This is a genomic window from Thermodesulfobacteriota bacterium (assembly GCA_035325995.1).
In the GTDB taxonomy this organism is placed as follows: Bacteria; Desulfobacterota_D; UBA1144; order Nemesobacterales; family UBA2774; genus JADLGH01.
The window spans coordinates 163,402-186,173 of the sequence record DAOKYU010000006.1 but is presented as its reverse complement, the minus strand read 5'-3'; the positions used below and the strand labels follow the sequence as shown (position 1 = coordinate 186,173).

Sequence of the window (22,772 nt, the reverse complement as noted above, 5' to 3'; positions counted from 1 at the left end):
TCATGCGCTCGATTTTCTTAACGCGAATTTTGACGGCCCGGGAATGTATTGCTGCGCCGTTTACACGGCTTGCAATATTAAGGGATTTTCAGCGTAGCGCCGACGTTGCTAGAGTCACCTGAAGTGCGTCGGGTGGCAATGGCAAAGCGTTGCTACTTCGAATGTCAGCGCTCGCGGCGCGCCTAAACCAGCACCTGGTTAAGCGTCTGGAGGAGCGTCTCGGCGTCGAAGGGCTTCGGAAGAAAGGCGTCTACCTCTATATCGTGCATGTCCACTAGCTCGTGCTCGCGCTGATACCCGCTTATCGCGATAACCTTGAGCGCGGGGCACTCTTTCTTGAGCGTCCTTATCGTCGTCTTGCCGCCCATGACCGGCATCATCATGTCCACGATAGCGGCGTACACCTCGTCCTTCCTGTCGAGGAAGAGCTCGGTCGCTTCCTTGCCGTTGCTTGCGACGAGCACCCTGTACTTGTACTCTTCGAGTATGGACCTCGCCATGTCCGTTATCATGTTCTCGTCGTCCACGACCAGTATGAGCTCGCCCCTCCCGTACGGTATGCCGGAATAAATCCCCCTCGCCGAGCTCTCCATGTCTTCCGATTCTATCGCGGGAAGGTATATAGTGAACGTCGTCCCCTTGCCGGGCTCGCTCTCAAGGTTTATATAGCCGTCGTGGTCCTTGACGATGCCGTACGTCGTCGAGAGGCCGAGTCCCGTCCCCTTGTCGAGCCCCTTCGTCGTGAAGAACGGGTCGAAGACGCGGTCGAGGTCTTCGGGCGGGATGCCCGTCCCCGTGTCGGACACCGATACCTCGATGTACTCCCTGTGTCCCGGGTCGAAAAACTCCGGAAGGCTTTCGCGGCCTGAGCGGAGACGCCTGGCCTTTATGAATATATCGCCGCCCCCGGGCATTGCGTCCCTCGAATTCACGCAGAGGTTCATGAACACCTGGTTTATCTGGGTGTGGTCCGCAAGGACGGGCGGCAGGTCGTCCTTTATGTCGACGTGTATGTTTATCAGCTTGGGGAAAGTCTCCCTTACGAGCCTCTCCACGTCGCTTACGACATTCTTCATGTCGAGGGGCTGCTTCGAGCTTTCGAGCCCCCTTGCGAACGAGAGTATCTGCTTTATGAGGTCCGAGCCCCTGCGCGCGCTCGTCGCGAGTATTTCGAGCCACTTTTTCGATTGCGCGTCGGCGGCCTTCCCTTCGAGGAGCTGTATGGACATCATTATCGGCTGGAGGATATTGTTGAGGTCGTGCGCTATGCCGCCGGCCAGCTTCCCGAGGCTGTCGAGGCGCTGCGAGCGGAGGAGCCTCGTTTCGAGCACCTTGCTGTCGGTTATGTCGCGGAAGAGGACGGACGCCGTCCCCTGCCTCGCGCCGCCCGACGTAATTGCGTTCACGCGCACGCGGAACGTGCGCTCGCCGCTGTCGGTCGCTATCCTGTATTCGGCCGATTCGGACTTACGCGTGCTTATGACGCGCCTTATGACGTCGGTCATCTTCGAGGCGAAGCCCGCGGGGTAGAATTCCGCCAGTCTCCGCCCGAGCATCTCCTCCTTCGGCCGGACGAGGAGCCTTTCGTTGTCCGTCCATATGCCGAGGTATGCGCCGTTCCCGTCCATCTCGCAGACTATCTCGTCGACGGAGCCGACGAGGGCCTTGAGCCGCTTCTCGTTGGTTTCTATCTCCTGCACGTAACGCGCGTTCACTATGGCGAGCCCTATCTGCTCGGCTATGGATTCGAGGAGAGAAACCTCCCTCGGGCTGAACGCGTTTTTCCTCTGCGACATGAGCGTGATGCACCCCGCCGGGCTCGCGACGGACCTTATGGGCACCGAGAGATAGCTCTTTACATCGAGCGCCTTCGCCGCCGGGCCCACGGGCGAATCCGTCTTCTTGTCCGTGTCGAGGCACATTCCCGTTTCGCCGCTCGATATCGTCTTCCAGGTGAGCCCCCTCGGGTAGGGGATGCGCCTTACCTTTTCGAGGTATTCCTCGTCGTGGCCCGAGCTCGCCTTGAGGACGGCCGAATTGTCCTCGACCAGGTGTATGCAGATGAAATCGGCCTTCGTCACTATCTGCCTCAGGCTCGATACCGTGAACTCCATTATCCCGTCGAAGTCGGCCGAGCCGTGAGCGCTTCGCGTGATCGCGTTTATTATCTTCTCGTAGCTCTCTTTCTTCGAGAGCTTTTCTATCTTGTCCCTGAGCGATTTCTCGGACGCTATTAGCGACTCGACGAACCGGGCGTTCCCCATGGCGATTTCTATCTGCCGCGATACTATGTCCACCACCCTGAGCTCGTCCGACCTGAAGGCGTTCTTCGCGTCGGTCGCGATGCACAGGGCCCCGAGCACCTTGCCGTCGTTCTTCAGCGGAACTATGACGTAGCTCTTTACGCCGAGCTCCCTTCCGGCGGGCCCTATGTGAGGGTCGTCGTCCGTGTCGGGGACGTAGAGCGTCCGCCCGTCGATAATCGTCCGCCACACGGCCCCCCTCGGGAACTGCACGCGCCCCGCGCACTTTATGAACCATTCGGGATAGCCCCTGTGCGCGTGCATGACGGCGACCGAGCCCTCGGCGAGGTAAATCGAAACGTGGTTCACCGTCTTCATGTTCTGCCGTATCGCCTGGACGGCGTTTTCCAGCACCGTCCGGAGATCGACCGCCTTGTGCACGCTCCGGGTCACGATTCCGACCACTGTCTCGTACCTGTTTATCTTCGAAAGATGGTCGAGTGTTTCCCTCAGCCTGTCCTCGGCGTCGAGAAGGCGCGATACGTCGAGCGCGACGGCGGCGTACACCTGCGAGCCGCAGCACTCCGTCGCCCTTACGTGCATCTCCACGGGATAGCACGTCCCGTCCTTCCTGAAAAGGTACGTGGAAAATCCCGCCTTCGGGGACCCGCCCGATCGGAGAGGCTCCAGGTGCTTGTCCACGCTGCCCGACTTCGTGACGTCGTAAAAGGTGAGCGAGCATATCTCCTCGGCTGTGCAGCCCAGGCTTTCGAGCATCTTTCCGTTCGCGTAAATGAACCTCAGGTTCTTCGTATCGAGGACGCATATCTCGAATGCCGATTCTTCGAGTATGGCGCCCAGGTGCGTGAGGTGATTAAGCTCGGAGCCGAGCTCGCCGATGCGGGATCCGAGGCGCCGGTTTTCCTCCGAGAGGGATTTGATTACGGATATGAGCTCTTCGCGGCTCTTCCCCGAAAGCTCGTCATCCGTAATCGGGATTTGTATTCTTTGATCGTTGTCCATTCCGGCTATCTGCTCTGATATGCTCGGGGTTCCTTCGCCCAACGGGCGGTTCGTGGCTTGTTCTATCTCCCTTTTTTCTGCTTGCGGCCGGTCCGCGTACGGCTTTGCAATAACTACAAGGGCTAAAGGTTTGCATGGCCTGACGATGGTGCGTATTTAATCGGCAATGTCCGGTACGCCTGAGACCGCCCCGGTCCTTCCGCATGCATACGAACGGGGGCAATCGTCCCGGGATCACGGTTTATCCCGGCCCGGCCGAAGCTCCTGCCGCTCCGCACGGGGGTAGCACGGCCGCTGTCCCCGAAACCGCTGGCTCTCCGGACTGCGGCCTGCCTCTCTCATGACTAATGATTACCGATTCCGCGTCCCGATGCTACCGCAATTTGCAGGGGGCGAAGAACCCGCGAAGTGCCGTTTCTCCGTCCGCGCCGATGCCCTTTCCGTCCCCCGGGCCTCGCCTCGAAGACCGCCGGTAGTCCCCGGCAACACAAGACTTTATTACACTTGTGCCCTATCCGTCATTATCGTGCCTCTGCAATTTAATGTCAATATGTTATTGACGAACTTGCCAAAATATTTTTATATCTATCTATCTTTTCGCGGCGGGAAGAGCGGGGTACCGCTCAGGAGGGAGGCAGGGGCCGGGTCGATGAAAATGGTTCCGGACAAGCCCTTCTCCCGGTCGTGTTATGGTCCCGCCGGGCGGGCGATCCATCGTCCGCGGGGAAGCGGGTCGGCGGTACGTTCCCGGGCAGGGGCAGGGGGGCTAGTCCTGCTCGCGGGCGGCGTCGGCGACTTCGGCCATCTCCGCCCTTAGCTTATGCCACCTGTCGGTCCCGACCTTGTCGAGCAGGCTTTTCTGGGCCTTCTGCCAGAACGGGAACGCGGATGCGAGCTTCTGCTTGCCCTTCCGGGAGAGGGTTATGATCTTCTCCCTCCGGTTCTTTCCGTGCTTTACGGTGACGAAGCCCTGCTTTTCGACGGTTACCAGGTTCCTCGCGAGGGTGCTCTGGTCGATGCCGAGAAACTCCGCAAGCGTCTTGAAGTTCGTCGATTTCATGGAAGCCACCGCTACGAGTATGAGGAACTGGTTGCTTTTGAGGTCGGTGCTTTTGAGCGCATCGTCGTAAAAGTTTATTACCACCCGCGCCGTTTTTCTGAACTCGTAGCAGAGACAGTCCAGGCACTCGTTCAGTGCAAGGTCGGCGAAGTCGGGATTTCCGCCGGCCTTTTTGGTTTTGGATGTCATTTTCATATTTGGCATATTATATACTAATTCTGTAGGATATAAACTCTAAGTACGACTTATCATTAATGTTACACGGTTACTTCCCCGTATCCTCGAAGGAGGCGTCCACGGGCTTGGACTCGGGCGAGCCTTTCTGTCTCAGCCATATCGAAAGCAGCACGATAGAGGCGACGGCGAGAAACTCGCTCTGCCAGTTTTGAAACGATTCGAACCAGAATCGCGAATTCATCAGATAATCCGGCCACGACGCAGGCTCCCCTCCCGACATCAGCTCATGCTCGTTGTAATCCTTGAGGCTCCCGTTAAAGTGCAGCACGAAAGACATAAGGAACAACAATAAAAATCCCAGAGAAAGAGAGTTTTCGTAAAGCTTCAGCCAAACCCCTCCCTTCTTCACGGGCCAGGGCGAGTCGGGCCGGGGCTCGGGCGGCTTTTCGGAGCTGTCCCTGACGCCGAGCTTTTTCGATTCGGAAGACCCCGCCTGTCTCAACGATACCGTCAGGAGGACGTATATCGCCATTTGCAGGAACTCGCTCTCCCAGTTCTCGAACGTCGCCTGGATAAAGTGGCCGCTGGAAACGTATTCTGTAATGGCGGCCGGCGGCGCTCCCTCGTCCTCGCGCTCGTCGTTGTAGACTTGGTAGCCGGTGAGGAGCTGCGCCGCGAGGAAGATAATCATCAGGCCGAGGAGGGCCAGGCTGAGGCTGTTTCTGTAAAGAAACGAATGGCGGCTCCCTTTGTTCATACCAAGAACGTTACCACACAAGGAACCGGCTTCTTACTAAAATTACCGGGCGCTCATCCGGGCGGCCGAGGGCCTCGGTCCGGCCTCCTCCGCTTAAATTTCGGGAATCAATCGCCGCCCGGTGTATCCTGCCCCGGCGCGGCGAAACCGCTCGGCGCGCGGGGCTTTTCTTCTCCCTCGTCTCCCGGTTTCCCGGGGCCTTCCTTCGAGCCGCCGGGGCCGTTCACGATTCCCGCCACCTCGACCTCGAACGGCTTACTCGCCTCGCCGAAATAAATGCTCATGTGCGGGAAAGGTATCTCGATGCCGAGCTCGTCGAACCTGTTCTTTATCCTCCTCCTGAGCTCTCTGCCGACGTCCCACTGCTTGAGCGGGCGCGTCTTGATCATGCATTTTATGACCACCTCCGAGGGGCCGAAGCTGTCCACGCCGAGCACCTGCATCGGTTCCAGTATGAGCGGGCCGAAATCCTTGTCCCGGGAAATCTCCTCCCCGATCTTCTTCATAACCTCTATCACGTAGTCGACGTTCTCCTTGTACGCGACGCCCATGTCGATGACGTAGCGTGACCAGCCCTTGCTTCGGTTGGCGAGCTGCGTCACAGTCCCGTTCGGAAAGACGTGCACGGTGCCTTCGAGGTCCCTGAGGACTATGGTCCTGAAATTGATTTCCTCGACGGTGCCTCCCGTGCCGTTTACGACCGCGACGTCGCCCACGCGGACCTGGTCTTCCATGATCATGAAGAACCCGCTGATTATGTCGCGGACGAGGTTCTGAGCGCCGAAGCTGACGGCCAGTCCCATGATGCCGGCGCCGGCTATGATGGGCGCTATGTCCACGCCGAGCTCGCGGAGGACGATCATCGCCGCGATGCCGAAGATAATTATGAACACAAGGTGCTTAAGGAGGTTCTTGACCGTTGCGAGCCTCCTGCCCGTTTCGAGCGCGCTGTCGAACGCGCCGCTCCGGGCGGCGATCCTCGCTTCGAGCCCGTCTATGAGCCTGTATACGAGCTTGACCGCGACGAACGCGATTACGACTACCAACAGGATTCTGAGCCCCGAAGTGACGAGCCAGTCGAGCGTGCTCCGCGCGAATGCGGGGTCTGTAATGCGTGCGATGTAGTCTTCTATCATGAATGCACCTCCGGTTGCGCTGGGCCCTGTCTATGACTCGGCTGCCTGAGTGAGTCCTGCGTTAATGGCGGGGGCGGCCGGTCGGCCGGGGTTGTCAAAGCTTCGTCCGCTCTCCAAAGGTTCGGATGGACGGCTTCCGGGCATATTCCCGGCAGGGCCTTCGAATATCGTTGGCATTAACTATAACATACGCTCCCCGGTGCTCGCGGGGATGGGGGACGGCTATTGGGAAGCACATTCGGACCGGCCGGCTGAAATTATCTCACTTATGCCCCGGCCGGTTTTCGGCTCCGGGAACTCCGCGACGAGAAACTCGAATCATAAAGGCGTCGCGCTTTCATGCTCAATATTAAGATAGTAACGTGTATGTTTCAATTGACCTTTTTTCCAGAGCGCGCCCTTGTCGACAAGATCCCTTAAGTCCCTGGTCGCCGTCGCACGAGAGGTATCTGCAATACGGATATAGTTCTCGGCGCTGAGGCCGCCTTTGAACCCGTCGACACCTTCCCTGAACATCCGCGCGATGACTTTTTCCTGCCGCTCGTTCAGCCTGCCGCGCAGCCGGTCGTAGAGCCTGGTTTTCTCTATCAGGAAGTTGATCAGGCTTTGCGTATAGCCCTGCGCGTCCAGGATTGTTCGGGCGAAATACAGGAGCCAGTCCGTTATTTCCAGTTTTTTATTGTTCAGCTCCAGGGCCCTGTAATAATTTTTCCTGTGTTTTTCGATCATGTATGAAAGCGATATGAGGGTAGGGCGCCCGAGACTCATGGACAGCGATTTTTCTGAAATGGCGCGCCCCAGCCTGCCGTTTCCGTCTTCGAAGGGATGGACGGAAACAAAATACAGGTGGGCGACGCCGGCGCGTGTTAAGGCCCCGCTCGTATTGCCGGTATTAAACCACTCTATAAAGCGATCCATCTCCATTTTTATGTCGGACGAGGGCGGCGCTTCAAAATGTATAATCGGCTCCTGATACTTTCCCGATACCACACGCATAGCCTCTTTGTGGGTCCGGTATCGGCCGATATCGCGTAAATCGCCGCGGCCGGTCAGGAGCATCATATGCCAGGAAAAGAGCATTTCACGTGAGAGCGGCGTGTTATAGCTCCTGTAAAGATCGACCATCATTTCTGCAATTCCTTTTTCTGCCGACGGGATGCCGTGCCTCGGTGTGTCCAGGCCGAAATTCCGGGCGATGGAAGACTGAACCGAATCCCTGTCCAGGATTTCGCCCTCGATGGCCGAGGTAGTCAGCGCCTCATCGGTTATGATCTCGATCGTCAGGGCGCGTTTATCGTCATCGGAAAAGCTTTTGAGAGCGCCGATCAGGACGCCCGACTGGTGAAGGAATTTTGCCTCCAAATAAGCCAGGGCCTCTCTGTCGAAGCTGAATTCAGGCCAGTTTTTTTGTTGCCAGTTCCATGTCATGAGCCATATACCCTGCTTGTATAACTCATACTACCATACATTTGTGAGTTATAGAAACACGTTCTATAGCTCATGCGGTATAGCGAGGAGTCCTTTTCCCGCCGGTTCCGGTTAAATCGAGCCTTGAAACGGCACAGGGCCGATTTTCAGGGGTCCGTTGACCGGGCGGGAATTTTGCCCGAGAATTGAGTAGGGATTTTCCGGGCCATAAGCCCGGGAGGAGAAGACATGACCGTGAAAATCATTCTGAACACTGTAATAATCTGCGTTTTCACGCTGTCCCTCGCTGTCTATTCGAAGGCCGGCGACAAGGGGCCGGCCGATACGGTCAGCGGGTTTTACGGCGCGTATATCGAGGTGAAGCCTCGCGGCATACCCGACGCGGAGAAGCTCGCCAGGCTCTCGCCGTATCTCGCGCCCGGCCTCGTATCGCTGCTCAAGGAAGCAGACCTCGCGGAGAAGAAGTACAAGGAAGAGACGAAGGGCGAGGCGCCGCCGCTCGTCGAGGGCGACGTATTCACGTCGCTCTTCGAAGGGGCCGACGCGTTTCAGGTAGGGAAGTGCGAGGAAAAGGACGATTCCGCCGAGTGCGAGGTCGGGTTCTCTAACACGAACCCCGGCGACGGGAAGACGTTCAAATGGAAAGACGCCGTCCTCCTCGAAAAGACCGACAAGGGCTGGCTCATAAGCGACGTGGACTACAAGGGCGACTGGGACTTCGCCGTCAAGGGGACGCTTACGGGGATGCTGAAGAGGCCCGACTCCGAGGACCCGGGGAACTGATCCTCACCCCTCCGCCGTCACGACGCTCATGCTGACGCCGTCCGTGACGACTACCTTGTCGCCGGGTCTTACGGCCCCCGATTCGAGCGCCGCGCGCACCGCCTCCTTCGGCGGAAGGTCACGGCCCGCGCTCTTCGGGTCGAACACCGGCTCTACCCCCCACACGGCGGCGAGCTGCCTGTACGTCTCCTCGGAGGGCGTGATGGCCGTCACGGCCTGCTCCGGCCTGTACCGCGCTATGAGCCTCGCGGTGTATCCCGACAGGGTATGGGTGACTATCCCCGAGGCCCTTATGTTGTCCGACAGGTTACACACCGACAGCCCGAACGCTTCCCTGTCCGAGCGCGGCGGATAGCTTCGCAGCCTTTCGACGACGCCGCCGAAGAGGGCGCTCGATTCGGCTTCGCGCGCTATGCGCCCGAGAATCTCCGCCGCGAGCGCCGGGTATTTCCCTATGGCCGTTTCCTCGGAGAGCATCACGGCGTCCGTCCCGTCGAGTACGGCGTTGGCGACGTCGGCGGCCTCGGCCCTCGTCGGCCGTACCTCGCTCACCATCGACTTCAGCATGTGCGTGGCGGTGATGACTGTCTTCCCCGCGGCGTTCGACTTCGCGATTATAATCTTCTGCACGAGCGGCACCTTTTCGAGCGGAGTTTCCACCCCGAGGTCCCCGCGCGCGACCATTATGCCGTCCACGGCGTTGAGTATGCCGTCGATGTTCTCTATGGCGCGGTTGTTCTCTATCTTGGCGACTATGGGCACGGCGCTCCCCCGCTCTTTCAGAAAGTCCCTTACCTGCCGGACGTCTGCCGCGTTCCTGGCGAACGACTGCGCCACGACGTCGACGCCGCGGCGTATCCCGAATTCGAGGTCTTCACGGTCCTTGTCCGTGAACGCCGGGACGTCGAGCGAATGGAGCGGCACGTTTACCCCCTTCCGCGAGCTCAGCTCGCCGCCCGCCGCGACGGTCGTTACGACGTCCGTTTCCGTGGTCGAAGTTACCCTGAGCTCTATCGACCCGTCGCTTAGGAGTATCGCGTCTCCGGGCTTCACCATCCGGGGAAACCCCGGAAACTCCACCGTAACCGCACCGGGCTCTCCTGCGGCGCTCCGGGTCGTAAGCGTGAACACTTCCCCCGCCCTGAGCGTCAGCGGGTCGGGCTCGACCGTCCCGACGCGTATCTTCTGGCCGGCGAGGTCCTGCATTATAGCCACCGGCCTTCCGAGCTCGCCCGAGACGCGCCGTATCGTCCGGATGCGCTCCCCGTGCTCGTCGCGGGTCCCGTGCGAGAAGTTGAGCCGCGCGACGTTCATACCGGACTCGACGAGCAGCCTTATCGTTTCGGGCCGGCTCGACGCGGGGCCTATCGTGCATATGATTTTGGTCTTGATCATAAATGCCTCCATGTACGGACGGGCGTCCGTGCGGGCGCACCGGGAGGGGTCGAAAGAACGGTTGTCGGGGAAAAGTATAACCGGCCCGGATGCGAAGGCCGCCGTCGGCGGCGCGTCCGGTATCGGGAAATGCGTCCGGTTTTTACGGCTGCGGGGCTTTTTATTTGCCCGTAGCCGAAAGCTCGATAATGCGTGCTTCGGGGATCATCTTCGGCTTTGCGGACAGGCACTCGTCGCAGTTTCCGTATGCGCCGCGCATTATCTTCTTCGCCTGGAACTTATCGGCAGTGCGCCACGTCGAGCATCCCGGGCAGAAGTGCCATACTTTACGCTCTTTTCTCTTGGTGGTATCCATTTCTCTGTCTCCGTTGTCGGCTTGTTAGATTTGTCGCAATATAGTGCAATACTTGTGCCATTTACTATATAGGATAACTAAAATACGTAACCTGCTGTAATAAAACGATAATGTGAGTCCGGGGCCGAGCCGGATGGCGAAAATTGTGCTGTCGGTTGTTCGGTTTTTTGCACAATTATGCCCATTGTGGGAACACGATCCTCGCCGTGCGCTCCGGTTAACCCGTAGACCACGAGCCACTCTCACAGTACATTATACGCATCCGGCGGGCTATCGGGATTCACTTTCGCGCCCCTTCGCCGGAAAAATACGTTGCTCAGGACCCTCGAAGACAAACAGGCCGGCATATACGCGCTGGCGATACTTGCCGGTATTCCGGCCGGGCTGCTCGCCCCCGGGGCGGGTGGATCGCTCGAAGCGTGGATAGAGCCCGCACTGGCCGTCCTCCTCTACGGGATGTTCTCGCAGATACCGTTCCTTGGATTCCGCGAGGCCGTATCGAAGGGGAGATTCACGGCGGCGCTCCTGGCGCTCAACTTCGCCGTCGTGCCCGCCGTCGTGTGGGTGCTGACGAGGTTCCTTCCGGATTCGGAGCCGCTCCTTATCGGGGTAGTGCTCGTCCTCCTTACGCCGTGCATAGATTACGTCGTCGCCTTCACGCGGCTCGGCCGGGGCGACCCGGCCCTTATGCTCGCATCTACCCCGCTCCTCCTGGCCGTCCAGATGCTTCTCCTGCCCGTGTATCTCGGGCTCTTCCTCGGGCCGGGCGCTGCGGGGGTGATGAGCGCCGGGCCGTTCGTCCGGGCGTTCGTGCTTCTTATAGCTGTTCCGCTGACCCTCGCCGTGCTCACACAGCACCGGGCCCGCAACATGGAAATAGCCGAAAAGTGGCTCGGCCTCACGGCGTGGATACCCGTCCCGGCGATGGCGCTCGTCCTGTTCGTCATCCCCGCGTCGCAGGCCGGGATAATCCGGGAGCATCTCGGTGTGATCCTCTACGCCGTGCCGGTATATATAGCATACGTTGCCGTCTCACTCCTCGCGGGGCGAGTCGTGGCCGGGCTCTTCCGCCTGGGAACGCGCGAGTCGAGGACCCTCGTATTCAGCGGCCTCACGCGGAACTCGCTCGTCGTCCTCCCGCTGGCGCTCGCTCTGCCCGGCGAGCTCCGCTATGCGGCGGCTGCGGTCGTCGTAACGCAGACGATTATAGAGCTCGCGGCCGAGCTCGTCTCCATTCGGCTGGTGCCGTCTCTCGTAGTGCCCGCGCCTGAAGAAAGCGGCCCCGCATGACCCGGCCCGGGCCTATGGACTGCCGGAGCCGAATGTATTACCATTTTACGAATAACCGGAGCGGCGAGAATGGAAGAGATACTTCCCGGCCTGTATCACTGGACGACGTTTCACGAGGGCATCGGGCAGGACGTCCATTCGTATTACGTCTCCGACGCCGACCCGCCGTACCTCGTGGACCCGAGGGTTCCCGACGAAGGCATCGGATGGTTCGAAGCCTGCGGCGCGCCCCGGAACGCATACCTCACGAACCGCCTCCACTACCGCCACTCGGGCCGCTTCGCCAGGCGCTACGGGCTTACGGTATGGTGCCACGGCGCGGGGATGCACGCGTTCAAAAGGGGGCGGAAGGGAAAGCCCTTCGAGCACGGGGACGAGCTCCCGGGCGGCGTGCTCGCGCTTGGAGTCGGCTCTCTCTGCCCGGAAGAGACGGCGTTTTACATTCCGGTCGGGAAGGGCGTCCTCTCGCTCGGGGATTCCATAACGAACGACGGCGGCGGACTGTCGTTCGTGCCCGATTATCTCATGGGCGACGATCCGGAGGACGTAAAGCGCGGGCTCGTGAAATCCTTCCGTGCAATATTGAAAGAGCGTTCGTTCGACGCCGTCCTCTTCGCGCACGGCGAGCCAATCGTGAAGGGAGGGAAGAAGGAGCTTAAAAGATTCATCGACGGAGCGGGGGCCTGATCCCATAGGTTTCCTAGGTTTCCTCCGCTTGCCCGAAACTTTTCACGCGGCGCGGATTCTAAAAAATAAAAGGAGAAAGAAATGCCTACGGCTGATAAAATCACGGAAGAGCTGGCGCTCGTCCCGGTGTCGCCCGAGCACGCGAAGGAGCTCGGCAGGATATGCTTCGAGGCCTTTAGATCGGTCCACGACAAGCACGCTTTCGAGAGGGATTTCCCGACGCTCGAAGCGGGGGAGGGGGTCATAAGCTTCCTCGCCTCGCGTGACGATTTCCACGGCGTCGCGGCGCTTTTGGGCGGCAAGCCCGTGGGCTCGAACTTTATCTCGTTCACCGACCCTGTAGCGGGCGTCGGGCCGATAACCGTGGACCCGGAGCGCCACGAAAGGGGGATCGGGAGAGCGCTCATGAACGCCGTTCTCGACGCCGCGCGCGAAAGGGGGGTCGAAGAGATAAGGCTCATGCAGGACTCGTTCAACTCGCGCTCGCTTTCGCTCTACGCCTCTTTGGGGTTCCATCTCAGGGAGCCGGTCGCGCTTATGCAGGCGGCCCCGGCGAACGTCGCCGCGGATGCAGCCGTCCGCCCCGCCGTCCCCGGGGACGCAGCAGCGATGGCCGAGCTCTGCCTCGAAAAGTATAAAGTCAGCCGCGGGAACGAAATCGGAAACGCCATAAAGCTCGGGTTCTCCCCGCTCGTCGCCGAGCGCGGAGGGAGGATAACAGGGTATCTCATACCGGGGTTCCTGGGCCACGGAGCGGCTGAAACGGTCGCCGACGCAGCCGCGCTCGCAGCCGGGGTCGGCAGGCTCCCCGCGCCCCGGGCGAGGTTCTTCTGCCCGCTGAGAGAGGCGGAGCTTTACAGGAGGCTCCTTGCCGACAGGCACCGCGCGATGAAGGTCATGAACCTCATGACGCTCGGCCCGTACGGAACAGCCCGAGGACGTGTGGATGCCGTCCGTCTTCTACTAGGCGGCGTTCCGGCGACGCCGTTCGGCCCGAATCGTGCGCTGTATTGCCGGGCCCCTCTACTCGCCGCTGTTGATTATTCTGTTGTGGATTATCATGATGGGCCTTACGCTCCGGAACGCCAGCTCCGCAGTGTGACTCCCCTTGAACAGCGATTCAAAAAAACCTTTTTTCTTCGGAACGGCTATTACGAGGTCGATGCTGTTCTCTTCGCTGAAGCCGTTGACGGCGTCGATGTATTTTGCGCCTTTCTGGGAATGGAATTCGACGCCGGGAACTTGCAGCGATTCCTTCATCCTCTCGTTATCTTCCTTCAGCGTATCGGGCGGCGGACCGCCGTTCGTATCTACGTAAATCACGAACAGCCCGGACCCGGTAGCCTTTACGATGGAGGCTACTTTGCCGAAAGGAACCGAATGCTCCGTGTCCTTGTAGTCGCACGAGAGCGCTATGCGCTCGATCGTTTTGTATTCGTAGTCGCCGGGGACGATGATTACCGGAACGTCTATTTTCCTGGCGACGGAAACCGCGCTGCTTCCGATGATTTTTTCCACGAATCTCCCCGAGCCGGTAACGCTCATGACGACGTATGCGGCCCCGTGCTTTTCGGCGGCATGTGCGACGCCGTAATCGAGGGGGTTGTAATCTATCTCCTTTATAATCTCGACGCCGCCTCCCGCCGCCTTTTTCACGGCCCCCGCGAAGGAGCTCATCCATTCGTCGTTCGCCGCCTGTATCTCGTCCTCGTTGACGAGTGTCATGCCGGGCATGTTGATATCGACGACGTTCGACTGCTGCCACGCGTGATAGAGCACGAGGCGCGCGATGCCGAGCTGGTTGCCGAGGGCGACCGCGTACGCGGCCGCGCGGTGGGCGACTTCGGAAAAATCGGTTGGAATCAGTATCGACTCGTCCATGCCTGTATAAGTTATAATGCGTCTGCGTCCTTTTTACATCCCCGCGCGTGATAATTCCCGAAAAAACCGCCCCCCTCTTTCGAGAACCGGCCCTTACGTGACCTGGCCGGATGCATGCTTTTCACTTCGGTTGCCCGGCCGGGGCGAGCGCGCCGTACCTTATGTTCGGAAGGAACGTGGCGACGATACCGATCAGCGGCAAATACGCGCATACCCTGAAGACGTATTCGATGCTTATCTCGTCAGCCATCCAGCCGAGCACCGCCGAGCCGATGCCGGCCATGCCGAACATGAAGCCGAAGAAGAGCCCCGCCATCATGCCGATCTTTCCGGGCACGAGGTCCGTCGCGTAGACCAGTATTGCGGAGAAGGCCGACGCTATGACCACGCCTATGACTATGGCCAGCACTATGGTCCAGAAGAGGTTCGCGTGGGGGAGCAGCAGCGTGAAAGGGGACGCCCCCAGTATCGAGAACCATATGATGTACTTTCTGCCGAAGCGGTCTCCGAGCGGGCCCCCGATGATGGTCCCGAGGGCGACGGCCGCGAGGAACGAAAAGAGGCAGTACTGCGACTCGCGCACGGAAATGCCGAATTTATCTATGAGGAAAAACGTGTAGTAGTTGATCATGCCCGCCATGTAGAAATACTTCGAAAATATAAGCGTCAGCAGGATGCCGATGGAGAAATAGACCTGCCTTTTGGACAGTCCCGGCGGGGTTTCCGCAACAACGGAGGACGGGTTCGTTCTCCTTAGATACAAGCGGCTCCTGTACCATCTGCCCACCCTTATAAGTATGGCGATGCCTATCATGGATATGATGCAGAACCATATCATGGAATGCTGGCCGTACGTGAGGACGATGACAGCGGCCAGGAGCGGGCCTATAGCCGTACCCGTATTCCCCCCGACCTGGAAAATCGATTGGGCCAGCCCTTTCTTTCCCCCGGAAGCGAGATAGGCCACGCGGGACGCCTCGGGATGGAAAACGGACGAGCCCAGGCCGAAGAGGGCGACGGCGACGAGGAAGAAGTAAAAGCTCGAAGCTATGGACAGGGCTATTATGCCCAGCGACGTGAACAGCATGGCCAGCGCCAGGGAAAAGGGTTTCGGCTTTTTGTCGGTATAGGCCCCGACGAACGGCTGCAGTATAGACGCCGTAAGCTGGAAAACGAACGTTATCACGCCTATCTGCGTAAACGAGAAATCGTACTTGTCCTTGATGATCGGATAGACCGCCGGAATGACCGACTGCATCAAATCGTTCAGGAGATGCGCAAAGCTGATCGTAAAGAGTATGGGATAGACTGTTTTTTGCACGCCGGCTTTCTGTTGCACTGGAGCTGCCGCCTGTAATTGTTTTTTCTTCAATCGTAATGATGCGGTCATATCATCTGATGACCAGGCTTAAAAAAAGAAGGCCTAGTCGTGGTTTAAAATATTGAGGACCATGTTAAGGGCCCCGGGGGCGTCCTTCGCTATGATGTATTTGCCGAGCTGCTCGTGGAGCTTCTGGGTTTTCACAAAGCTGTCGGTGTCGTCGTAGATGTGCTTAAAGCCCTTGCTTATGTGCATGGCGACGGACCTGTACAGGTCGGCAAGAATTTCATTGTGCGTCGCTTCAGCGATCGAAATGTGGAAATTGACGTCGGCCTCGATGCACTCTTCGAGCAGTCCTTCCTTGGCCGTCCGCGCCCGCTCGGAAAGATATTTTTTGATCCTGGCGATGTCTTCTTCGTTCCGCGTCAAAGCGGCTTTCTCCGCTATTTTTATCTCGAGTATCCGCCTGACCTCGTCTATCTCGTGCATGTCGGCGCGCTTCAGGCGCTGGCTTATGGGTTCGTTCGCCGTCTGGGATATGACGAACGTTCCTACCCCTTGCTGCACGTTCAGAAAACCCAGGTTGGATAGAATCTTGATGGCTTCGCGTATGCTCGAGCGGCCGACGCCGTATTTTTTCATCAGTTGCGGCTCGGCGGGCAGCTTGTCCCCGGTTTTGTACTTCCCCGAAGTGATCTGCTTCCGCAGCCGCTCGGCCACTTCGTCCGCCAGGGATTTCTTTTGAATTATCGCGCTCACAGATAAACATTATATCATCTGATGATTAGAAGGGCAAATTTTCTTTTCAATTAATGTGCCGGCGGGGAAGGCTGCCCGAGCTGTTTCATCGACACCTACGATAGTCACTCGTGCGTATTGCCGGATGTGCCGCGCTATGCAACAGGCGGCAGCGGCCGAAAGGCTTATATCAATTGGGGCTCTCAGGCGGTGGCGAGTGCCTCCGGCCCCGGCTGCGTGCCGAAGCACCGTGCGCTCGAGGCTCTTCTCAGGCGGGCGCCGCGTGATGAAGGTCATGACACTCATGACGCTCGGCCCGTACGACCATTCCGAATCCGTGGATGCCGTCCGTTGTCCTGCCGATTCGCCGGGGCGGTTCCGGGGGCTTTCGGGGCGCTCGCGATTTCGCGCGGAGTATGGACAAATCGACAGAATTATTACATAATTAAAGTATAGAACGTTATGAACGGGAGGTCATAATGAGCTACTTCATCATCCCAGAAAAATGCGTCCTCTGCGATGCATGTCGTCCGATGTGCCCCAGGAATGCGATCAGCGCGGCGGCGGTCGAAAAGACGTACATCATCGATCCCGACCTCTGCAACGATTGCCAGAATATCTCTCACGTTCGCTGCGTTCCGCAGTGTCCGGTGGATGCGATAGTCGCTTCCCGGCCGAACTGAGGGCCTGGCGCTTCCAAATCACGCGGCGAGAAATGCTATCGCGCCTTGTCTTGCCTGCGTGAACATGCGGCACCTTTCCAGCGAAAGGGCCGGGTTTCCGTAAATCCGCCATCCGCAGGTTCCCCTGCATTCGAGGGGAAGGAGGCCCATGTATCCCAGCACGTCCTCGGCCGGATATCCGAGCGCGATCCCTATCTCGTGTGGAATCCTGCCCGACTCTTTCCATCTCCGCCCGATTTCCGCCAGGAATTCGCCGGGCGACATGCCGGCGCTGTACCCGAGCTTGTCCTCTAGTATGCAGGGCGGCACGGTCGTCAGGGCTTCGCTCACCTTCTTCCGCTTGTAGAATATGACCTTCGCCGATTCTTCGCTCCGGCAAAGGGGGAGGTAGGAATAATTCCACTTCGCGGAAAGTTTTTCGATGACCTTCACCTGCCGCTCGTACCCGAGCCCGCACTGGCCCTCGGGTATGGTCAGGAGCTCGCCGGCCTTGCCGCCGAACAGTACCCCGGCGACGTGGACGAAGAGCCACTTCTGAAACTCGGGCTCCGTGCCCGAAAGAGTCCTCAATTCCTTTTTCCAGTCGAGGAATCCGCGGGATATCTTCTCAACAGTTTCCAGCATTCAGAACGTGGGGCCTGCGGGAGGTTAGGCCCCGACCTCCGGGATAATGATAATCATAATCAATATAAATACCAGCAGTTCGCGTGTCTGTCAAGATGCGCGAAATCGCTTCACGACCCGTTTACAACGCCTCGCGGTTAGAACTATAATTAGGGGCTATGAAAGGCAGGCGTGGTTCCATCCCGGGGGCCGGCTCTTTTAAGAGCGGCGTCCTGGTATTGCTCGTTCTCGTGGCGGCCCTCGGCGCGGGGTGCGCCGAAACCGAAATCAATGCCTACCCCGGCCGGCCGCAACTGAGAGGCGATCGTTACGTTCAAACCATACTCGTATTCGGCCTCTCCGGGACCGGCGGGAGCGCCGTCACCCAGGACGAGTGGCAGGCCTTCATGGATGCGTACATAATCCCGCGCTTCGGAGAGGGCCTCACGATAATCGACACGGACGGGCACTGGATGATGCAGTCGGGGGAGATGATAAAGGAGGACTCGCGGACAATACTCCTCCTTTACGACGCTTCCTCGGCGCAGCAGGCCGACGCCGACATAGAGAGCATAAAGGCGGAGTATAAAGAGCTTTTCGACCAGGAGGCCGTCCTCAGGATCGACAGCGAAGCGGCCGTTTCGTTCTAGCTAAAACCAGTGTGAGGAGTAGTTTATTTGTGAAGCGCTTCGATTGCGGCTTCGGCGTCCTTGTCTATTATCCCGAGGAGCGCCTGGGCGGGCCCCTGCGGGGCGCGCTTTCCCTGCTCCCACTGCCTGAGCGTCGATAATGGAATCAGGAATACCCCTGAAAATTCCTTCTGTGTGAGCCCGGTCTTTTTCCGAATGTGAGCCACGGCCATCGCTGTGTACCGCCTGACGCGCGCGCCGGTTTTCTTTCCCTTCTTCCACTCGCTCGCCTCTTCCACGCCTTTGCGTATAGATTCGAATCTTTCGCTCATATTCTATTAGAAAGTAACTCAGTGACTTACTCCCTGCAACTGTTTTCAGGCCGTATTGATTTCCACTCCGCGCTGTTCTATCATTTGCAAATCACATCCGCAGGACAAGGGAGGGGCAGGCTTATGTTCATCGCCAGATGGCAGGTAGAGGCGCGTTTCGGATACAAGCAGCCGGCATTGGATTCCATGAAAAAATGGATGGAGGAGATCGGGTCCCAGATAGGCTGGAAGCCCGACAAGGTAAGGACCGTAACGGGCTCCATCGGGGCGAACGAGTCCACGATCGAGACGGAGATAAAGGTCAAGAGTCTCAAGGACCTCGAAGACTCCTGGGCCAGGCTCGCAAAGCTCAAGGACCACAAGAAATGGGGCAAGGAGCTCGAGAAGTATATAGTCTCGGGCACCGCCCGGTGGACGATCTACAGGATAGTGAACGACTGACTCGAACATAAGGCCGCGGTTCTGACGGCGGAATCCACGAAGGAGGCCTGTTATGGATCTCGTAAATCCCGTGATCGTCGTGCCCGGGATAACGGCCACGTATCTCAGGAACGAGTACAAGCTGCCGCCCGACTTCGTCTGGACCGTGATGACGAAGGAGTACGAAAAGGTGGCGCTCCACCCGGACGACCTCAGGTACGAGATGCAGGAGCCGGCGCGCCTACGTCCCGACCAGCTCTACGAGATCGCCTACAAGGAGCTTATCGAGGAGCTAAGGTTTAATCTCAGCCGGAGCGAGGGCGAGAAGGTCCCCGTATACCCCTTCGGGTACGACTGGCGCATGAAGCTCGAGGACATCGAGTCGGCGCTCGACGAGTTCATCCGCGAAGTGATAGACAGGACGAAGCTCCTAAAGCACTACCACAACAACGGCTACGGAAAAGATCCCAGGGTCAACCTCATCGGCCACTCGATGGGCGGGCTGATTATCGCGGGCTATCTGAAGGATAAGGGAGCCGCCGCCCCGGTGGACAAGGTGGCCACGCTCGCGACTCCGTACCAGGGCTCGTTCGAGGCGGTGATAAAGGTCACGACGGGAACGGCGAATCTCGGCACGTCCCCTCCGTCTTCGCGCGAAAGGGAGGCGGCCCGCGTCACGCCGTCGCTCTACTACCTCGTTCCGAGCTTTAAAAACGGCCTGGTTATACTTCCGGAAAACTCCGGCCTGCCCGATACGCTCTTCGACCCGGCTCTCTGGCAGTGGAGCATAATAAAATCCATCGAAGCGTGGGTGAAGCTGAAGGGGCTTCCCGACAATACCCGCACTCATCTCCAGCGGGCGCAGGAGATATTCGAAAGGATGCTTTCGTGGGGGAGGGAGCACCGGAACAAAATAGACGGCTTCAGGCTGTCGGATGCGAAGCTGACTCCGAACAGGTGGCTTGCCGTCGTGGGCGTCGGCGCGGAGACGAGGGTTAAGCTCAGGATCGAGAAACGGGGGCGGTATCCCGAATTCGTCCTGAGCTCTTCCGACAGGGCGAACTTCTGGGACAAGGACAAGGTGTTGAGCCCGGTGTGCAGGTTGACGGGCGACGGCACCGTCCCGTTTGAGGGAGCCGTGCCGAAGTTCCTGGCTCTCGAAAATCTCGTCTGCGTCACGCCCGACGATTACGGCTATTGGGAGATAGGCGACAAGCTGCTGAATGAAGTCGGCGGGTTCCACGGCATACTGCCCAACATGAACATGCTCCACAGGCTCCTCGTCAGGTTCTTCACGGGCGCGCCGGATAAGTACGGCAACACGTGGGGCAGGCGTGCGCCCGGCGTCGCGAAAGGAGCGTGGGCCCCGCCGCTGGATCTCGCCGACAAGACGGAGAGATAAGTCCCCGTCGGGGCTATTTCCCGCTCTTCCGGTTCCACTGGACGCTGTAGAGGTCGAACCTTCTGTCCTTGAGGTTGAGCACCGTCCCGGCGTTACGGCTGGCGAAGAGGTTCTCGAGCTGTAAATCGGCGAATGCGATCGTCTCCGTGTTGGGCGGGGTCGTGGCCGCGATGCCGTCCCTCGCGAAGGGGAAGTCGCACGGCGTAAGTATGCAGCTCTCGGCGTAATTGATGTCCATGTTCTCTACGTCGGGCAGGTTGCCGACCGTCCCCGACATCACGACGAAGCACTGGTTCTGGACGGCTATCGCCTGCGAGCAGTACCTCACCCTTAAATAACCCTGCCTCTCGTCCGTGCAGAACGGGACGAAGATTATCACGGCCCCCTGGTCCACGAGATAGCGCGCCGTCTCGGGGAATTCCGTGTCGTAGCAGATCAGCACGCCTATGAGCCCGCAGTCGGTCGGGATCGTATGCAGCTCGTCGCCGCCCCGTATGTCCCACCAGTATTTTTCGTTCGGCGTCGGGTGTATCTTCTCCTGCGAATGGATGGCCCCGTCGCGGAGGAAAATGTACGAGATATTGTGTATGTCGCCGTCCTGCATCTTGGTCGGGTGCGAGCCGCCGATGATGTTGATGTTGTAGGAGATCGCCATCTCCTGCATGAACTTCGTATAGCGCTCCGTGTATTCCGTCAGGTGGTCGATCGATTCCTCGGGCCGCATCTTTTTCCTGGCCGCCGACAGCAGGGCGAGCGTGACGAGCTCGGGGAAGACGACGAAGTCCGAGCCGTAGTCCGAAGCTATGTCGATGAAATATTCGAGCTGCCCCTCGAACTGCTTTTCGGAGTCCACCTTGCGCATCTGGAACTGCACCGTGGCCACGCGGACGGACCGCGGCAGCCTGCCGCGCTTCTTCTTTTCCTTCGACTGGTTTTCGACGGCCAGCGGGTTACGCCATATCATGTGGACGGCGTTGCCCCCGGACTCGTGGTCGAACGGCAGGTAGTCGTGCAGTATGCCCATCGGCTCGAAATCGTTCGACAGGTGAAACATTATGACCTGGTCGCGTATCTTCCTGGCCTGGACGAGACGGAGATATTCCTCGGGGCTCCCGACCTTCGCGGCCCGCCTCTGGTATCCCGGCATGCGGCCGCCGAACACAATGCCCTTGAGCCCGAGCTCCTGGCAGAGCTTACGCCGCTCGTCGTAAAGCCGCGTCCCTATGCGGAGCCCCCTGTATTCCGGATCGACGCAGACCTCCATGCCGTAGAGGTAGTCGCCCTCGGGGTCGTGCCGCGAGGCGAAACCGCCGCCCGTTATCTCCTTCCACGTATGGGGGCGGAGACAGAGGTCGCCGCTTATCATGAACGTCGAGCAGTAGCCGACAATCCTGCCCTCGTATTCGACGAGGAACTGCCCCTCGGGGAATATCGATATCTGCCCGCGGAGCATCCCGTCCGTAACGCCGGCGGCGCCGTAGACCCTGGCGCTCAGCGCCACGAGCGCCGGGATGTCCCTGAACTCGGCGAGACGCGTGACGAGCTTGGGCCTGCGCCGCTGCCTGATGTGGTTCCCGTTCGCGTCGGGCTTTTTGTCTCCCCCGGGTTTTTTGTCTTCGCGGTTATCCATGCAGGGATTATTATACAGGCCGGGAGGACTCACTCCTAAATATTTTCCATGAATCCGTCGTCGCGGCATTGCCGCGGCATCACTCGTCCGTCATTTTGAACTCGATTCAGAATCTCGGTTTAATCCTTGAAAAGCAAAGACAAAAATAATTGCTTCTACTTTTGACTGACCAAAAGTACACACGTACGTGTGATTTTCGACGAATCACATTCAGAGGCATATGCATCGGAAGCGCGTTTGGAGGTTATAGCGGAAGGTGGCTACTTCGATTGCGTGCGGCTGCGAGCCGCCGGGCCGGACACATAGTGTCTTTTTCGACGTAGCAACGAAGTTGCTAAGACCACCTGAAGCGCGTCAGATGGTAATAGCAAGACTGCTGCTACTTCGGAATCCTGCACGCGAGGCGTGGACACGTAGTGTCGTTTTCGGCGTAGCGCGGGAGGTGCCGAGACCACCTGAAGCGCGGCTGGTGTCAAGGGCAGAGCGCTGCCGCTTCGATTGTCTGCGGACACAGTCCGCACGGCCCGGAGGGGTATTGCTGCGCTGCTTATGCAGCTTGCAATATGATTGCATTTCGACATAGCACCTCAGTCGCCAAAAACCACCGGAAGCGCGGCGGTCGATAATGGCAATGACCTTGCCGACTTCGATTGTCCGCGGACACAGTCCGCCGATTTCCAGCGCACGTGGTGCGCCGGGCGCAGTCCGTGGTAGATTTATCTGTAATGTCCGGGAGGATGACGAGCGCCATGCCGGGGTATAATCCCGCCTGTCTGCCCTTTCCCTGTTCGGGAGGCCG

At 58.9% G+C, this 22,772-nt stretch carries 20 protein-coding genes; 8 read left to right on the top strand and 12 right to left on the bottom strand.

From position 1 onward, the window contains the following. Window positions 1-182: 182 nt before the first annotated feature. The 5 genes from PKC29_10020 to PKC29_10000 form a co-directional block, all read right to left on the bottom strand. Window positions 183-3,266, bottom strand: a complete 3,084-nt coding sequence (locus PKC29_10020; protein ID HML95753.1) for a GAF domain-containing protein — start codon at window positions 3,264-3,266, stop codon at window positions 183-185. A 766-nt stretch (window positions 3,267-4,032) separates the two neighbouring features. Next, window positions 4,033-4,515, bottom strand: coding sequence for a MarR family winged helix-turn-helix transcriptional regulator (locus PKC29_10015; protein ID HML95752.1), 483 nt, complete (start codon window positions 4,513-4,515; stop codon window positions 4,033-4,035). Window positions 4,516-4,591: 76 nt separating this feature from the next. Next, complete coding sequence (locus PKC29_10010; protein HML95751.1) at window positions 4,592-5,260, bottom strand: hypothetical protein; 669 nt, start codon at window positions 5,258-5,260, stop codon at window positions 4,592-4,594. A gap of 107 nt (window positions 5,261-5,367) precedes the next feature. After that, window positions 5,368-6,396, bottom strand: a complete 1,029-nt coding sequence (locus tag PKC29_10005; protein ID HML95750.1) for a mechanosensitive ion channel family protein — start codon at window positions 6,394-6,396, stop codon at window positions 5,368-5,370. 318 nt (window positions 6,397-6,714) lie between these two features. Then, on the bottom strand, window positions 6,715-7,824 hold the full coding sequence (locus PKC29_10000; protein ID HML95749.1) for a Fic family protein: 1,110 nt from the start codon (window positions 7,822-7,824) through the stop codon (window positions 6,715-6,717). Window positions 7,825-8,052: 228 nt separating this feature from the next. On the opposite strand from PKC29_10000, the gene PKC29_09995 reads away from it, so the two are divergent. Continuing rightward, a complete protein-coding gene (locus tag PKC29_09995; protein ID HML95748.1) occupies window positions 8,053-8,607 on the top strand; it encodes a hypothetical protein in 555 nt (184 codons plus the stop codon). A gap of 3 nt (window positions 8,608-8,610) precedes the next feature. Here PKC29_09995 and pyk read toward each other — a convergent pair whose 3' ends face one another. Both pyk and PKC29_09985 read right to left on the bottom strand, forming a co-directional pair. Then, window positions 8,611-10,002, bottom strand: coding sequence for a pyruvate kinase (pyk, locus tag PKC29_09990; GenBank protein ID HML95747.1), 1,392 nt, complete (start codon window positions 10,000-10,002; stop codon window positions 8,611-8,613). A gap of 160 nt (window positions 10,003-10,162) precedes the next feature. Then, window positions 10,163-10,357 (bottom strand): hypothetical protein, encoded by a 195-nt coding sequence (locus PKC29_09985; protein ID HML95746.1) that lies wholly within the window; start codon window positions 10,355-10,357, stop codon window positions 10,163-10,165. Between the two features lie 312 nt (window positions 10,358-10,669). Here PKC29_09985 and PKC29_09980 point away from each other — a divergent pair, with 312 nt between their 5' ends. The 3 genes from PKC29_09980 to PKC29_09970 all read left to right on the top strand — a co-directional run bounded on the left by PKC29_09980 (window position 10,670) and on the right by PKC29_09970 (window position 14,266). Beyond that, window positions 10,670-11,647 carry an arsenic resistance protein gene (locus PKC29_09980; GenBank protein ID HML95745.1) on the top strand — a complete coding sequence of 326 codons (978 nt, stop codon included), beginning with the start codon at window positions 10,670-10,672 and terminating at the stop codon, window positions 11,645-11,647. 69 nt (window positions 11,648-11,716) lie between these two features. Then, window positions 11,717-12,334: a hypothetical protein gene (locus tag PKC29_09975; protein HML95744.1), complete on the top strand. Its 618-nt coding sequence runs from the start codon at window positions 11,717-11,719 to the stop codon at window positions 12,332-12,334. 81 nt (window positions 12,335-12,415) lie between these two features. Further along, window positions 12,416-14,266 carry a GNAT family N-acetyltransferase gene (locus PKC29_09970; GenBank protein ID HML95743.1) on the top strand — a complete coding sequence of 617 codons (1,851 nt, stop codon included), beginning with the start codon at window positions 12,416-12,418 and terminating at the stop codon, window positions 14,264-14,266. Between the two features lie 70 nt (window positions 14,267-14,336). On the opposite strand, the gene PKC29_09965 is transcribed toward PKC29_09970, so the two are convergent. Continuing rightward, window positions 14,337-15,554 carry an MFS transporter gene (locus tag PKC29_09965; protein ID HML95742.1) on the bottom strand — a complete coding sequence of 406 codons (1,218 nt, stop codon included), beginning with the start codon at window positions 15,552-15,554 and terminating at the stop codon, window positions 14,337-14,339. Between the two features lie 84 nt (window positions 15,555-15,638). Then, complete coding sequence (locus PKC29_09960; protein HML95741.1) at window positions 15,639-16,295, bottom strand: FadR/GntR family transcriptional regulator; 657 nt, start codon at window positions 16,293-16,295, stop codon at window positions 15,639-15,641. Between the two features lie 458 nt (window positions 16,296-16,753). Between PKC29_09960 and PKC29_09955 the strand changes: the two genes are divergently transcribed. Next, window positions 16,754-16,957, top strand: coding sequence for a 4Fe-4S binding protein (locus tag PKC29_09955; GenBank protein ID HML95740.1), 204 nt, complete (start codon window positions 16,754-16,756; stop codon window positions 16,955-16,957). Between the two features lie 18 nt (window positions 16,958-16,975). Here PKC29_09955 and PKC29_09950 read toward each other — a convergent pair whose 3' ends face one another. Continuing rightward, window positions 16,976-17,581 (bottom strand): DUF3793 family protein, encoded by a 606-nt coding sequence (locus PKC29_09950; protein ID HML95739.1) that lies wholly within the window; start codon window positions 17,579-17,581, stop codon window positions 16,976-16,978. Window positions 17,582-17,739: 158 nt separating this feature from the next. Here PKC29_09950 and PKC29_09945 point away from each other — a divergent pair, with 158 nt between their 5' ends. Then, window positions 17,740-18,210, top strand: coding sequence for a DUF3574 domain-containing protein (locus PKC29_09945; protein ID HML95738.1), 471 nt, complete (start codon window positions 17,740-17,742; stop codon window positions 18,208-18,210). A gap of 23 nt (window positions 18,211-18,233) precedes the next feature. Here the strand turns inward: PKC29_09945 and PKC29_09940 are convergent, their stop codons facing one another. Then, a complete protein-coding gene (locus tag PKC29_09940; protein HML95737.1) occupies window positions 18,234-18,521 on the bottom strand; it encodes a helix-turn-helix domain-containing protein in 288 nt (95 codons plus the stop codon). A gap of 123 nt (window positions 18,522-18,644) precedes the next feature. Here PKC29_09940 and PKC29_09935 point away from each other — a divergent pair, with 123 nt between their 5' ends. Next, the gene (locus PKC29_09935) at window positions 18,645-18,962 is read left to right on the top strand and encodes a hypothetical protein (protein HML95736.1); all 318 of its coding nucleotides are present in this window, start codon (window positions 18,645-18,647) and stop codon (window positions 18,960-18,962) included. 52 nt (window positions 18,963-19,014) lie between these two features. Next, a complete protein-coding gene (locus tag PKC29_09930) occupies window positions 19,015-20,343 on the top strand; it encodes an alpha/beta hydrolase (protein ID HML95735.1) in 1,329 nt (442 codons plus the stop codon). 13 nt (window positions 20,344-20,356) lie between these two features. Here PKC29_09930 and PKC29_09925 read toward each other — a convergent pair whose 3' ends face one another. Beyond that, window positions 20,357-21,973 (bottom strand): bifunctional GNAT family N-acetyltransferase/carbon-nitrogen hydrolase family protein, encoded by a 1,617-nt coding sequence (locus PKC29_09925; GenBank protein HML95734.1) that lies wholly within the window; start codon window positions 21,971-21,973, stop codon window positions 20,357-20,359. Window positions 21,974-22,772 lie beyond the last annotated feature (799 nt).

Excerpts from the sequence above, each read along its gene's own strand:
- PKC29_10020 (HML95753.1), bottom strand. The coding sequence starts at position 3,266 with ATGGACAACGATCAAAGAATACAAATCCCGATTACGGATGACGAGCTT.
- PKC29_10015 (HML95752.1), bottom strand. The coding sequence starts at position 4,515 with ATGACATCCAAAACCAAAAAGGCCGGCGGAAATCCCGACTTCGCCGAC.
- PKC29_10010 (HML95751.1), bottom strand. The coding sequence starts at position 5,260 with ATGAACAAAGGGAGCCGCCATTCGTTTCTTTACAGAAACAGCCTCAGC.
- PKC29_10005 (HML95750.1), bottom strand. The coding sequence starts at position 6,396 with ATGATAGAAGACTACATCGCACGCATTACAGACCCCGCATTCGCGCGG.
- PKC29_10000 (HML95749.1), bottom strand. The coding sequence starts at position 7,824 with ATGACATGGAACTGGCAACAAAAAAACTGGCCTGAATTCAGCTTCGAC.
- PKC29_09995 (HML95748.1), top strand. The coding sequence starts at position 8,053 with ATGACCGTGAAAATCATTCTGAACACTGTAATAATCTGCGTTTTCACG.
- pyk (HML95747.1), bottom strand. The coding sequence starts at position 10,002 with ATGATCAAGACCAAAATCATATGCACGATAGGCCCCGCGTCGAGCCGG.
- PKC29_09985 (HML95746.1), bottom strand. The coding sequence starts at position 10,357 with ATGGATACCACCAAGAGAAAAGAGCGTAAAGTATGGCACTTCTGCCCG.
- PKC29_09975 (HML95744.1), top strand. The coding sequence starts at position 11,717 with ATGGAAGAGATACTTCCCGGCCTGTATCACTGGACGACGTTTCACGAG.
- PKC29_09970 (HML95743.1), top strand. The coding sequence starts at position 12,416 with ATGCCTACGGCTGATAAAATCACGGAAGAGCTGGCGCTCGTCCCGGTG.
- PKC29_09955 (HML95740.1), top strand. The coding sequence starts at position 16,754 with ATGAGCTACTTCATCATCCCAGAAAAATGCGTCCTCTGCGATGCATGT.
- PKC29_09950 (HML95739.1), bottom strand. The coding sequence starts at position 17,581 with ATGCTGGAAACTGTTGAGAAGATATCCCGCGGATTCCTCGACTGGAAA.
- PKC29_09945 (HML95738.1), top strand. The coding sequence starts at position 17,740 with ATGAAAGGCAGGCGTGGTTCCATCCCGGGGGCCGGCTCTTTTAAGAGC.
- PKC29_09940 (HML95737.1), bottom strand. The coding sequence starts at position 18,521 with ATGAGCGAAAGATTCGAATCTATACGCAAAGGCGTGGAAGAGGCGAGC.
- PKC29_09935 (HML95736.1), top strand. The coding sequence starts at position 18,645 with ATGTTCATCGCCAGATGGCAGGTAGAGGCGCGTTTCGGATACAAGCAG.
- PKC29_09930 (HML95735.1), top strand. The coding sequence starts at position 19,015 with ATGGATCTCGTAAATCCCGTGATCGTCGTGCCCGGGATAACGGCCACG.
- PKC29_09925 (HML95734.1), bottom strand. The coding sequence starts at position 21,973 with ATGGATAACCGCGAAGACAAAAAACCCGGGGGAGACAAAAAGCCCGAC.